Source organism: Vallicoccus soli (assembly GCF_003594885.1).
Classification (GTDB): Bacteria; Actinomycetota; Actinomycetes; order Motilibacterales; family Motilibacteraceae; genus Vallicoccus; species Vallicoccus soli.
Genome location: NZ_QZEZ01000012.1, coordinates 75,855 through 87,655 on the forward strand (window position 1 = coordinate 75,855; position 11,801 = coordinate 87,655).

Below are 11,801 nucleotides of genomic sequence, written 5' to 3' on the forward strand. Positions count from 1 at the left end.
TCTCAGACGTGCAGGTCGATCCCGCGGCTGCGGGACCCGTCGGGCCTGTAGGTGGTCTCGGCCGGTACGGCCCCGGGCTGGAGCCCCGCGGACCACCCGGTGCGGCGGGCCCAGCGCGCAGCGGCGTCGCCGCCGGGGCGCTCCTGCCCGCCGGGCGCTCCCGAGCCGGCCCGGGACCCGTCGCCGGCGTCGCGGCCCTCCCGGCCCTCACGGCCCTCACGGCCGGCGGGGGCGTCCTGGGTGGATACGTCGAGCCGGCCGGCGCGGACGCCGGCCTCGTCGAGCGCGCGCCGGAGGTCCGGCAGCGCCTGGCGCAGCAGGTCGCGGCTGGCGTCGCCGGTGCCCTGCAGGGCGACCCCGACCTCGCCCGCGCGCACCTCGACGACCACCCGGACGGGGCCGAGGTCGTCGGGGGCGAGGACGAGGGTCATGGTGTGCGTGCCGTCGGTCCCCCTCCGGTGCGCGGCGAGCACGCCGGGCGCGAGCTGGGCCGCGGTGCCGGCGGGCGTGCCGGGCGCGGGCCGCGGCGCGCCCGCGTCGGCCCCGTGGGCGGGGTCGAGGGCGCGCGCGTCCGCGGCGAGCACGGTGGCGCGGGCGGCGCCCGCCGCGTCGGCCAGCGGCGCGGGCGCGTCGGCCGCCGGGTCGGCCGCGAGGGCCGTCCTGTCGGCGTCGGCGGCACCGGCCGCCAGGGCGTCGAGCAGCAGCGCGGCCGCCGCGTCGTCCGCGCCCGTCGTCGTCGCGCCGGCGTCCGTGGTCGACGGTGCCGCGGGGGCAGCGCCGCCGGCCGTCGGGGCGGCCCCTGCGGCCGGGGCCGCGGGGACGGTCGGGCCCGCGGCACCCGTGGCGCCGGCGGCTCCGTCGGCTCCGTCGGCTCCGTCGGCTCCGTCGGCTCCGGGTCCGCCGGGGAGCGCGCCCGCCCGGGGGTCAGTGCCCTGGCCGGGCGCCCCCTGGCCGGGCGTCCCCTGGTCCGCGTCCCCCTGGCCCGCGCTCCCCTGGCCCGCGCTGCCCTGGCCCGTGGCGTCCTGGCCCGCGCCGCCCGCCTGGGGGGCACCCTCAGGAGGCGTGGGCGCGGCCGGGGCGGTGGCCCCCTGCTCGGGGGTGCCGGTGGCGTCGGCGGCCGTACCGCTGGTGGCGTCGGCGGCCGAGCCGGCCGAGCCGGCCGAGCCGGCCGAGCCGGCCGCGGCCCCGGCGGCGCCGTGCGCGGGCGCGTCCGCCGTGCCGGCGGCGGGCGGCGGCACGTGGACCTGCTGGCCGGAGGGGACCGCCGTGGGCTGCAGCGCCGGTGCGCCGGGCACGGTGGGCGTCGTGGTCGACGGACCGGTCTGCGGCGCCGCCTGCGCCGCCTGCGCCGCCTGCGCGGTCTGCGCCGCCTGCGCGGTCTGCGCGGTCTGCGCGGTCTGCGCCGCCTGCGCGCCCGTCGCGCCGGCCACCGCCGCGGGCGGACCGGCGGCCGCGGCCACCGCCGGGTCCGCGGCGGGGGTCTGCGCGGTGACGGGCTGCGCCGCGACCCCGGTCGCCCCGGTCACGTCGGACGGGGCGTCCTCGCCCGCGGGCGTCCCGGGACGGTCGGCGGGCCCGGCCGTGCCGGGACCGCCCGCGGCGACGGCCCCGTCGGCCGCGGCCCCGCGCGCCCCGGGGCCGCGGCCCTCGTCGTCCGGGCGGTGCGCGGCACCGAGGCCGAGCCGGCCCTGCGTGGCCCGCGCGACCGCGGGGTCGGGGGCGCGCTCGACGGGGCCCGCGTGACGCTCCACGTGGTGGTCGACGGGGTGGTCGGCAGGGCGCGCCGCGCGGCGGGTGCGGGCGGCCGTACCGGTCGGGTCGTCGTGGGCGCGCCGCGCCGCAGGCTCGGGGGCCGGCTCGGGCCGGCGCCCGGACGTGCGCCCGGACGTGCGCTCGGGGGTGCGGGCACCGGGGGCGTCGGCGCGGCGCGGGCCGCCCCGGTCCTGGCCCTCGCCCTGCGGGCGCTCGCGGTGCTGGACGCCGGCGGCCGCGCAGTCCCCCGCGAGCGACGCGACGACGGCGGCGAAGTCGGCGCCGCGGCCCGTGCCGCGCGGGGCCCGCGACGTGCCTGCGGCCGCGGGACCGTGCGCCGCGGCGGCGACGGGGGCGTACGTCATCGGGAGCCGCCGTAGGCGGCCATGACCTTGCGCACGTAGCTCTGCGTCTCCTCGTACGGCGGGATGCCGTCGTACTTGCGGACGGCACCCGGGCCGGCGTTGTAGGCGGCGAGCGCGAGCTCGGTCGAGCCGAAGCTGCGCAGGTGGCTCTTGAGGAGTCGGGCGGCACCGTCCACGGCTTGAGCCGGGTCCATCGGGTCGACGCCGAGCTCGCGGGCGGTGCCCGGCATGATCTGCATGAGGCCGCGGGCGCCGGCCGGGCTCACGGCGTCCGCGCGGTAGCTCGACTCGGTGCGCGCGACGGCCGAGAGCAGGCGCGCGGGCACCCCGTGCTCGGCGGAGGCGGCGTTGAAGAGGTCGGCGTACGGCCCGGTGGCCGCGCCGCCGGACGGGCGGGCGGCGGAGGAGCCCGCGGCCGGGGCGTCGGGCAGGACCCGGCGCACCGCCGACGGCGTCTCCCAGACCTTGGCGACCTCGACGTCCTTGCCGGTGCGCGGCGCGTGGATCATCTTCCCGTCGCCGATGTAGATGCCGACGTGGTGCACGGGGCTGCCGAAGAAGACGAGGTCGCCGGGGCGGGCGTCGGACAGGCCGTCGACGCGCCGCCCGGCGCGCGCCTGGTCGCGGCTCACCCGCGGCACGTCGATGCCGAAGCGCTCGTACACGACCTGCACGAGGCCGGAGCAGTCCAGGCCGCCCTCGGAGAGCGACTCGCCGCCCCACACGTACGGCACCCCGAGGTACGTGCGCGCCTCGGCGACGACCTCCGCGCCGCTGGTGCCGCTGGTGCCGCTGGTGCCGCTGGTGCTGCCCGTGCCGCCGCTGCGCGGGGCGCCGGGGGCGGCGCCGGCCGCGCCGGCGGCCGAGGGGTCGGTGAGGGAGGCGGCCGGGTCGGTGAGGGTGGCCGTCGGGCCGGCGAGCGCCGCGGTCCCCGCCGTGGAGCGCGTCGCGAGCTGCGTGCTCGCGGTCCGCAGCTCGGAGGCGAACGCCTGCCCGGTGGGGACGCCGGAGGGCGCGCCGAAGCGCGCCTGGATCGCCGCGATGCGGCTCTGGACGTCGAGGATCGCGCTCGGGCTCACCAGGTCTCCCGGGTCCGTCGGTGGTGGTCCGCTCCGGTGCGGTCGTCGACCGCGAGCTGCTCGCGCCGCTCCTGCTCGGCACGCAGGGCGGCGGCCTGCCGCTCCGCGAGCCGCTCCACGCCGCGACGGGCGGCGCGGGCCTCGGCCCAGGCGCCGAGGCGCTCGGAGACGACGCCGTCGGCCTCGCCGACGAGCGCGCGCGCCGCGGCCGCCTCGGCCGCCAGGGAGGTGCGCGCCGCCATGATCCCGGCCCAGTGGGCGGATCCGGTGGCGGTCACGGGGCTCTCCAGGCGGTCCTCGAAGCGGCGCAGGGTCGCGCGCGCCTTCTCGGCCTCGGCGCGTGCGAGGGCTACCTCGGCACTCGCGACCTCCTCCTGGACCTTGCGCACCCGCAGGACCGCGGCGAGGGCGTTGCGGCGCGGCATCAGGCACCTCCGGCGACGAGGGCGTGCAGGGCGTCCCACGCCTCGGCGGCGCCGGTGCTCTCCCCGAGGCCCTGGCGCAGGAAGCCGTCGACGGCGGGGCCGAGCTCGCGGGCCCGGTCGACGGCGGGGTTGCTGCCGGGGACGTACGCCCCGATCTCGATGAGCTCCTTGGCGTCCCGGTGCGCGGCGAGGAGCCGGCGCAGCTCGGTGGCCGCGGCCTTCTGGTCCGGCGTCGTGACCGCCCCCGCGACGCGCGAGACCGACTCGAGCACGTCGATGCTGGGGAAGTGCCCCGCGGTCGCCAGCGCCCGGGTGAGCGTGACGTGCCCGTCGAGGATCGAGCGGGCGGTGTCGCCGATCGGCTCGTTGTGGTCGTCGCCCTCGACGAGGACGGTGTAGATGCCCGTGATGGAGCCGCGCTCGCCCGGCCCCGCCCGCTCGAGCAGGCGCGGCAGCAGGGCGAAGACGCTCGGCGGGTAGCCGCGGGTCGCCGGCGGCTCCCCCGCCGACAGGCCCACCTCGCGCTGCGCCATGGCGGTGCGCGTCAGCGAGTCCATCATGAGGACGACGTCGCGGCCCTCGTCGCGGAAGTGCTCCGCGATGCGGGTGGCGACGAAGGCGGCGCGCAGGCGGACCATCGGCGGCTCGTCGCTCGTGGCGACGACGACGACCGAGCGGGCCAGCCCCTCCGGGCCGAGGTCGTTCTCCAGGAACTCGCGCACCTCGCGGCCGCGCTCGCCGACGAGGCAGACGACGTTGATGCTCGCCTCGCTGCCGCGGGCGATCATCGACAGGAGCGAGGACTTGCCGACGCCGGAGCCGGCGAAGATGCCGATGCGCTGGCCGCGCCCGAGCGGGACGAGGGTGTCGAGGGCCCGTACGCCCACCGACAGCGGCGCGTCGACGCGTTGGCGGCGCAGCGGGTTGGGCGCGGTGGCGTCGACGCGGACCCGGGGGACCCCGTCGAGCGGCGGGCCGCCGTCGATGGGGCGGCCCAGGCCGTCCAGCACGCGCCCGCGCAGGGCCTCGCCCACGGGGACGAGCAGCGGGGCGCCCGTGGGCAGCACCGGCAGGCCCGCGCGGATGCCGTGCGTGGACCCGATGGGCATGCACTGCAGCTCGCGCGGCCCGACGGCCACGACCTCGGCGGAGACGCAGGCGTCGCCGTCGCGGGCGATCTCGACGAGGTCGCCGACGGCGGCCTCGACCCCGGCGACCGACACGGTCAGCCCGACGATGGAGGTGACCTCGCCGGTGACCCGCGGGCGGGCGGCGGCGAGCGCAGCGGCGGGGAGCCGCAGGGCGGTCGGGACGCTCACGGGACGAGGACCTCCCGCACGCGCGCAAGCGCTGTCCCGAGCTGCGCGTCGACGTGCGTCGCGTCGCAGTCGGCGAGGCACCCACCGCGCTCGACCCCGGGGTCGGCGACGAGGGTCACGTCGCGGCCGGGGACCGGCGCCGCGAGGCCGGCGAGGGCGGCGTGGTCCTCCGGGTGCAGCCGCGCCACCACGGGGCGCCCCCGCGGCACGAGGTCCAGGGCGCGGCGCAGCGCGTCGAGGCCCGGGGACTCCGCGACGGTGAGCTCCCGCGCCAGCAGGGCGGCCGCCAGCTCGAGCGCCGCGGTCAGCGCCGCGTCGCGCAGCTGCTCGGCCGGGACGACCGCGCGGCGCTCGAGGGCGCCGGCGGCGTCGTCGAGGGCCCGTACGGCCCGCGCCACGTCCTGCGCCCGCCGCGCCTCGGCGGCGTCGAGCCGGCGCTGCGCCGCGTCGGCCTCGGCCCGGACCGCCCCGCTCGCGGCGGCGACGCCCTCGGCCCAGCCGGCGGCGTAGCCCTCGGCGCGGGCCGCCTCGCGGACCTGCTGCGCGACCTCCTCGAAGGCGCGGTCGAGCGCCGGGTCGACGAGGCGCGGGTCGGCGGTGCCGGAGCGGACGAAGCGCGAGCTGCGCAGGTCCACGTCCAGGCGCGCGGCCGCGGCGCCGGCCGCGTCGGTGCCGCGGATCACGCCCGCGGGCACCCGCTCAGGCGACGAACTCATCCTCGCTCCCCCCACCCCGCGCGATGACGATCTGGCCGGACTCCTCGAGGGTGCGGATGACCTGGACGACCTTGACCTGGGCCTCCTCGACGGTGCTGAGGCGGACCGGGCCGAGCATCTCGATCTCGTCGGCCAGGTTGGCCGCCGCGCGCTCGGAGAGGTTCTTCATGACCTTGTCGCGGACGTCCGCGCGCACGCCCTTGAGGGCGGTGGCGAGGTCGTTCGTCTCGACCTGGCGCAGGATGAGCTGGATCGAGCGGTCGTCGATGCCGGTGATGTCCTCGAACATGAACATGCGGCTGCGGACCTCCTCGGCGAGCGCGGGGTCGCGCCCCTCGAGGCCCTCGAGGATGAGCCGCTCGGTCGCCCGGTCGGCCCGGTTGATGATGTCGACCAGCGGCTGCAGGCCGCCGATCTCGGACAGGTCCGACGGCTGCAGGACCGAGGACAGCTTGCGCTCCAGGGTCGCCTCGACCGACTTGATGATCTCGGGCGACGTGCGGTCCATGACCGCGATGCGGTGGGCGACGTCCGCCTGCAGCTGCGAGGGCAGGCCGGAGAGCACCATGGACGCCTGGTCCGCGGTCATGTGCGCGAGGACCAGGGCGATGGTCTGCGGGTGCTCGTCCTGCAGGAACGACAGCAGCTGGCGCGGGTCGGCCTGGTGCAGGAACTGGAACGGCATCTCCATGACGGCCGCGGAGATGCGGGACAGGATCTCGCCGGCCCGGTCGTCGCCGAGCGAGTCGCTGAGCAGGTCGCGGGCGTAGCCGAAGCCGCCCTGCCCGACGAACGCGCGGGCCTTGACCATCTCGTGGAACTCGGTGAGGACGTCCTCGGCGACCGTCGTCTCGACGTCCTGCAGGCGGACGATCTCCGCCATGATCTCCTCGACCTCGGTCTCGCGCATCTCCGCGAGGATCCGGGCGCTGGCCTCGCGGCCCATCTGGACGAGCAGCACGGCGGCCTTGCGCGGCCCCGTCATCACCTCGTCGGCGGTCTGCGTCGCCATCAGGACCTCCTGTCCGCCATCCAGCCGCGCAGGAGCTGCGCGACCTGCTCGGGCTGGTTCTGGACCATCTCGTTGATCTCGTCACGGGCGAGGGCCAGCTGGCCGGCGCGGGGGTCGACCGGGTCGGCCGCCTCCAGCGCGAGCGCCTCGGACGCCCCCTCGAGCGCGGCGGCCTCGTTGGCCGCCTGCAGCTCGAGCGCCGCCTGGAGCTTCTCCAGCTGGATCTTCTCGTCCTCGCTGAGCTGGGCGGCGGCCTTCTTGCGCCGCCGCCGGCGCACCACGGCACCCCAGAGCAGGGCCAGCAGCGCCAGGGCGGCCAGGCCGACGCCCTTGAAGAGCGCGTTGCGGGCGGCGGCGGCCTCGGCGGCCTTGGCCTCGGCCAGCTCGGCGGCCGCCGACTGCTCCGCGGAGTCGTCGAACGGCATCGCGCTCACCTGGATGGTGTCGCCGCGGGCCGCGTCGACGCCGGCCGCGGAGGTGACGAGCGCCTGCACCTGCGCCGGGTCGACGGTCCCCGCCGTGCGGGTGTCGAGCAGGACGGCGACGTTGAGCTTGCGCACCGTGCCGGGCGCGGCCTTGCGCACCTCGGTGACCTTGTTGACGGAGTTGTTGACCGTCCGCTTGGTCTTCTCGTACGTGCTGTCGGCGCCGCCGGCGCCCGCCCCGTTGGTCAGCGTGGTGTCGTTGTCCGGGCCGAGCACGCCGTTGTAGCCGAGCGCGCCGCCGGCCTGGCCGGCTCCCGCCCCGGTGTAGGTCTCGCTCTCGGTGGAGTCGGCGAGCGGGGGGACGCGGGGGTCCGTGTACGACTCGCTCGTCGTCTGCGTCTGGTCGTAGTCCAGGTCGGCGGTGAGCCGCACGACCGAGTGGCCGGGGCCGACGACCTTGTCGAGCATGGCCTGCAGGGAGGAGCTGACGCGGTCCTCGTAGTCGCGGGTCTGCTGCGAGCGCAGGTCCCCCGCCGCGCCGCCGGTGCCGCCGTCGGGGCTGGAGAGCACCCGCCCGGTGGCGTCGGCGACCGTGACCGCGTCCGGGTCCATGCCCTCGACGCTCGAGGACACCAGGTTGACCACGGCCTGCACCTGCTGCGAGCCGAGGTCCCGGCCCCGCTGGGTCTCCACGAGCACCGAGGCCGTGGGACGGTCCTCGTCGTCGGTGAAGACGTCCTTCTCGGGGATCGCCAGGTGCACCACGGCCGCCTCGACGCCCTCGATGGAGCCGATGGTCTTGCCGAGCTCGCCCTCGAGCGCCCGCTTGTAGGCGGTCGTCTGCTGGAACTCCGAGCTCGTCATGCTCTGCTCGTCGAGCAGCGCGTACCCGGTGGCCTCGCCGGCCGGCAGGCCCTGCCCGCTCATGGCGATGCGGGTGTCGTACACGGTCTCCCGCGGCACGAGGATGGTCGAGCCGCCGTCCTCGAGCTGGTACGGCGTCCCCGCCGCGTTGAGCTCCTCGACGATGGCGCTGGCGTCCTCGCCGGCGAGGCCGGTGAACAGCGGGGCGTACGTGGGCTGGCCCGCCCAGCGGCTGAAGAGCAGGCCGCCCACGACGATGGCCACGAGGGCGAGCGCGGTGACGGCCTTCTGGCCCGGGGTGAAGCCCTTGAGGGTGGTGGTGGCGCGCCCGAGGGCGCCGCTCAGGGCCGGGTTCACAGGGGCATCCGCATGATCTCGTTGAACGCCTCGACGCCCTTGTTGCGCAGCGTCGTCGCGAGCTCGGTGGCGAGGCTCGCCTGCGTCGCGGCGATCGTGTAGTCGTGGACGTCCTGCAGGTCACCGGTGGCCGCCTGCACCGACATCTCGTCGGCGCGGGCCTGCAGGCCCTGCACCTGCTGCAGGCCCTGGGCGAGCAGCGCGCCGAAGCCGCCGTCGCCGGCCGCGGCGGCCGGCGCCGCGGTGGTGGCGGGGTCGAGGGGGACGACCGGGGCGACCGGCATCCCGATGGGCATGACGCTCACGCGCCCCTCCCGATGGTGAGGGCCTGCTGGAAGGAGTCCTTGGCGCGGTCCACGACCGCGAGGTTCGCCTGGTAGCCGCGCTGGGCCATGATCAGCTGCGTCATCTGGCTGGCCAGGTCGATGTCGGGGTAGCGCACGTAGCCGCCCTCGTCCGCCAGCGGGTGGTCCGGCTCGTAGACCATGCGGCCCTCGGGGCTGCCGGCGCTCGCGACGCCCGCGACGCGCACGCCGCCCTGGCCGCTGCCGTAGTCCACGGCCTGCGCGATGACGTAGCGGGCGCGGAACGCCTCGCCGTCGGTCGAGGTGGCCGTGTTGATGTTCGCGATGTTGTCCGAGATCGCGTCCATCCACTTGCGGGTGGTGGTGATGCCCGAGCCGGAGATGCCGAGCGCGCCGAAGAGGGGCATCAGGCACCCCGCAGCGCGGTGCGCACCAGGGAGAACTGGTGGTCCATCGCCTGCGTGACGAGCTGGTACCGCAGCCCCGTCTCGACGTTGCTCAGCGTCTCCTCGTCGAGGTTGACGTTGTTGCCGTCCTCGCGGGTCGGGCGCATCGAGCGGACCATCGAGGGGCCGGCGGCGGCGCCCGACGCGTCGCCCGAGGCGACCGCGGCGCGCAGCGCGTCCTCGAACTCGACCTTGCCGGCCAGGAAGCCGGGGGTCTCGATGTTGGCGACGTTGTCGGCGATGGCGCGCTGGCGCGCAGCCAGGCCGCGCAGGGCGGACTGGAGCGCGACGGACGTCACGTCGTCGTACACGGACTGCTCCTCGAGGAGGGTCGAGCGGGGTGGGTGCCAGTCCGTTGGCGAGGGGGTCGTGCAGCGAGCGCTCCGTGCTCACTGGGTGCTTCGGCCGGGAGGTCGGGGACCTTGACCCGGACGGCGGTGCGTCGCGGGGCGTACGGCTCAGAGGGCGCGGTCGAGGAAGACCGGGCGCTCACGGCGGTCGCCGGGGTCCAGCCGGGCGGCGAGCGCGGCCTGCCGGCGGTTGCCGGACATGGCGCGCACGAGCTCCTCGGAGGCGCGCAGCTGGCGCTCGAGGATGGCCGCGGCGCGCGCGGCGAGGTCCTGCGGCAGGGGGCCCTGCACGCCGGGCGGGACGGCCCAGGCGGGCGCGTCGGGGGCCGGCTCGGGCGCCTCCGCGACCGCGTGCGCGCGCAGCAGCGCCTCGGCGCGCTCGACGTCGACCTCGAGGTCGTCGAGCGCCTCGACCCAGGCGGCCCGGAAGGCGTCCGCGCTCTCGCGGCCCACCTCAGGCCTGCGGGGCGGTGCGGGCGGCCTCGTGCCAGGCGTCGCGCAGCGGGGCGACGATCCCCCGGCAGCCCGCCGTGACGCCGGGGTCGCCGGTGACGTTGGCGCGCACGAGCTCGGAGTGCAGGAAGCCGTAGAGCGCCGAGAGGCCCGGCCCGCCCTCCCACAGGTCGACCTTGAGCGAGCTGCGCAGCTCGAGCACGATCTCCTGGGCGTGCAGCAGCTGGCGGCCCGCCTCGACCCGGTCGCCGCGCTGCTGCGCGGCCTCGGCGCGGTCGACGTCGAGCAGCAGGCGGTCGTAGAGCATCGTCAGCAGGCGCGCCGGCGACGCGGTCGCCAGGCTGTCCTCGACGAAGCGGGCGCGGTACGCGGAGTACGCGGCGGCGGACATGGTGGGGCTCTCCCGGAGGGGTCAGGGGGCGGTGCGGCGGGGGTGGCGTCAGCCGAGCGAGTTCAGCTGGCCGGCGAGCCAGCTCGACTGGCTCTGCATCGACTGCAGCGCCGTCTCCATCGCCGTGAACTGCTTCTGCAGCGCCGTCTGCCGCGCGGCCAGGCGCGTGTCCCAGGCGTCGATGCGCTGGTTGAGGTCCTTGACGAGGTCGTTGCGGCCCTGGATCGCCGTGGTGAGCCGGCCGGTGCTCTTGTCGGTGGCGTCCTTCGCCACCCCGACGACCTGCGAGGCGACGCCGTCGACGAGGGCCCGGGCCCTCGCGGGGTCGGCCTCGTAGGCCTTGAGGAACGCGTCGCGGTCGAAGGTGAGCTTCCCGTCGCGCTGCAGCTGGATGCCCGCGCCGACGGGGGACCCGGCGTCGCCGACCGGCGTGATGGCGCGGCTGCTCAGCGACTGCGCGAGCCCGCGGACCGTGCTGTCGCCCGCGAGGGCGGCGCCCTTCTTGCTCGTGGCGTCGTAGGCCGAGAGCTTGGAGATCTCCGACAGCGCGGCGTTGGCGGCGTCGACCATCGCCTGCACCTGGTCGGCGATGGCCTTCGGCTCGACGGTGGCCGACACGGTGACGAGGGGCTCGACCTTGCTGACCGTGAACGACGTCCCCTCGAGGACCCCGGAGAAGGTGTTGCTCGGCGAGCTGACGACGACACCGCCGCCGAGGTCGAGGACGGCGTCCTGGGCCGGGCGCAGCTGCGTGGTGGTCCCGAGGCCGTCGAGCGCGAAGCCGTTGCCGGCCCCGGGCTTGTCGGACGTGACCTGCAGCCGGTACTGGCCGGGCGCGACCTGCAGGGCGACGGCGGTGACGCCGGCCTTCGCCTCGTTGATCGCGTCGGCGACGGACTGCAGCGAGCCGTTGGTCGAGGTGAGGCTCTTGCTCACCGTCGAGGTGGTGCCGTCGGCGGCCTGGGTCGTCACGTCGAGCGTGAAGCTGCGGCCGGGGGCCGTGGCGTCCTGCGCCCCCTCCACGTCGGTGACGACGCTCAGGGCGCTCGCGACGCTCAGCACGTCGAAGGTGACCGCGCCGGGGGTGCCGGTCGAGGAGGTGCTCACCGTGACGCCGCCGCTCGTGGAGGCGCCCGTGGGGGCGTTCCAGGCGGTGCCCTTGGTGAACTTCTCGGCGGCGGTCTGCAGCGCCGCGAACTTGCTGTTGACCGTCTGGTACGCCGTCACCACGGCCTGGGCGGCCGTGACCTTCGCCTTGAGCGCGGTCTGCGGCGCCCGCTCGGCCTGCATGAGCTGGCTGATGAGGGACGACGTGTCCAGGCCGCTGACGAGGCCGCTGATCGACATCGTGCTCATGGGGGTCCTCGCTCCAGGGGGTCGGTGCTGCTGCGCTCCCCCTCGTCATCGGCGCGAGGGGGGCCCGGCTCAAGCGGTCGTGACGCGCCGCGGGGGCGGGGCCGAGGCCCCGCCCCCGCGGACGTGCTGCTGGTGGTGCTGTGGTGCTGGTGGTGCTGTGGTGCTGGTGGTGCTGGTGCCCCTACG

The 11,801-nt window shown here is 77.1% G+C and carries 13 protein-coding genes; all 13 read right to left on the bottom strand.

The window, feature by feature from the left end; all coding sequences use genetic code 11:
* Positions 1-2: 2 nt before the first annotated feature.
* The gene (locus D5H78_RS18350) at positions 3-2,117 is read right to left on the bottom strand and encodes a flagellar hook-length control protein FliK (protein WP_119951948.1); all 2,115 of its coding nucleotides are present in this window, start codon (positions 2,115-2,117) and stop codon (positions 3-5) included.
* Entirely contained in the window at positions 2,114-3,196 is a 1,083-nt protein-coding gene (locus tag D5H78_RS18355) for an NlpC/P60 family protein (protein ID WP_218566793.1), read from the bottom strand. The genes D5H78_RS18350 and D5H78_RS18355 overlap by 4 nt, the downstream gene beginning before the upstream one ends.
* A complete protein-coding gene (locus D5H78_RS18360) occupies positions 3,193-3,621 on the bottom strand; it encodes a flagellar FliJ family protein (RefSeq protein WP_119951949.1) in 429 nt (142 codons plus the stop codon). The genes D5H78_RS18355 and D5H78_RS18360 overlap by 4 nt, the downstream gene beginning before the upstream one ends.
* Positions 3,621-4,940 carry a FliI/YscN family ATPase gene (locus D5H78_RS18365; RefSeq protein WP_245941707.1) on the bottom strand — a complete coding sequence of 440 codons (1,320 nt, stop codon included), beginning with the start codon at positions 4,938-4,940 and terminating at the stop codon, positions 3,621-3,623. The genes D5H78_RS18360 and D5H78_RS18365 overlap by 1 nt, the downstream gene beginning before the upstream one ends.
* Positions 4,937-5,635 carry a FliH/SctL family protein gene (locus D5H78_RS18370; protein ID WP_165865797.1) on the bottom strand — a complete coding sequence of 233 codons (699 nt, stop codon included), beginning with the start codon at positions 5,633-5,635 and terminating at the stop codon, positions 4,937-4,939. Before D5H78_RS18370 ends, D5H78_RS18365 begins: the two co-directional genes overlap by 4 nt.
* A gap of 4 nt (positions 5,636-5,639) precedes the next feature.
* Entirely contained in the window at positions 5,640-6,668 is a 1,029-nt protein-coding gene (fliG, locus tag D5H78_RS18375) for a flagellar motor switch protein FliG (protein ID WP_119951951.1), read from the bottom strand.
* Positions 6,668-8,314 (bottom strand): flagellar basal-body MS-ring/collar protein FliF, encoded by a 1,647-nt coding sequence (gene fliF, locus D5H78_RS18380; protein WP_119951952.1) that lies wholly within the window; start codon positions 8,312-8,314, stop codon positions 6,668-6,670. The genes fliG and fliF overlap by 1 nt, the downstream gene beginning before the upstream one ends.
* On the bottom strand, positions 8,311-8,610 hold the full coding sequence (fliE, locus tag D5H78_RS18385; protein ID WP_245941708.1) for a flagellar hook-basal body complex protein FliE: 300 nt from the start codon (positions 8,608-8,610) through the stop codon (positions 8,311-8,313). Before fliE ends, fliF begins: the two co-directional genes overlap by 4 nt.
* A gap of 5 nt (positions 8,611-8,615) precedes the next feature.
* Positions 8,616-9,026 (bottom strand): flagellar basal body rod protein FlgC, encoded by a 411-nt coding sequence (gene flgC, locus D5H78_RS18390; RefSeq protein WP_119951954.1) that lies wholly within the window; start codon positions 9,024-9,026, stop codon positions 8,616-8,618.
* A complete protein-coding gene (gene flgB / locus D5H78_RS18395) occupies positions 9,026-9,376 on the bottom strand; it encodes a flagellar basal body rod protein FlgB (protein WP_119951955.1) in 351 nt (116 codons plus the stop codon). The genes flgC and flgB overlap by 1 nt, the downstream gene beginning before the upstream one ends.
* A 147-nt stretch (positions 9,377-9,523) precedes the next feature.
* Positions 9,524-9,868 (bottom strand): hypothetical protein, encoded by a 345-nt coding sequence (locus D5H78_RS18400; RefSeq protein WP_119951956.1) that lies wholly within the window; start codon positions 9,866-9,868, stop codon positions 9,524-9,526.
* A 1-nt stretch (position 9,869) separates the two neighbouring features.
* Positions 9,870-10,259 carry a flagellar export chaperone FliS gene (gene fliS, locus D5H78_RS18405; protein ID WP_119951957.1) on the bottom strand — a complete coding sequence of 130 codons (390 nt, stop codon included), beginning with the start codon at positions 10,257-10,259 and terminating at the stop codon, positions 9,870-9,872.
* Between the two features lie 48 nt (positions 10,260-10,307).
* The gene (fliD, locus tag D5H78_RS18410) at positions 10,308-11,615 is read right to left on the bottom strand and encodes a flagellar filament capping protein FliD (RefSeq protein WP_119951958.1); all 1,308 of its coding nucleotides are present in this window, start codon (positions 11,613-11,615) and stop codon (positions 10,308-10,310) included.
* Between the last annotated feature and the right edge of the window lie 186 nt (positions 11,616-11,801).

Bases quoted from the DNA above. Each gene is read 5' to 3' on its own strand.
- fliS (WP_119951957.1), bottom strand. From the start codon at position 10,259: ATGTCCGCCGCCGCGTACTCCGCGTACCGCGCCCGCTTCGTCGAGGAC.
- fliD (WP_119951958.1), bottom strand. From the start codon at position 11,615: ATGAGCACGATGTCGATCAGCGGCCTCGTCAGCGGCCTGGACACGTCG.
- fliE (WP_245941708.1), bottom strand. From the start codon at position 8,610: ATGCCCATCGGGATGCCGGTCGCCCCGGTCGTCCCCCTCGACCCCGCC.
- flgC (WP_119951954.1), bottom strand. From the start codon at position 9,026: ATGCCCCTCTTCGGCGCGCTCGGCATCTCCGGCTCGGGCATCACCACC.
- fliG (WP_119951951.1), bottom strand. From the start codon at position 6,668: ATGGCGACGCAGACCGCCGACGAGGTGATGACGGGGCCGCGCAAGGCC.
- D5H78_RS18350 (WP_119951948.1), bottom strand. From the start codon at position 2,117: ATGACGTACGCCCCCGTCGCCGCCGCGGCGCACGGTCCCGCGGCCGCA.
- D5H78_RS18360 (WP_119951949.1), bottom strand. From the start codon at position 3,621: ATGCCGCGCCGCAACGCCCTCGCCGCGGTCCTGCGGGTGCGCAAGGTC.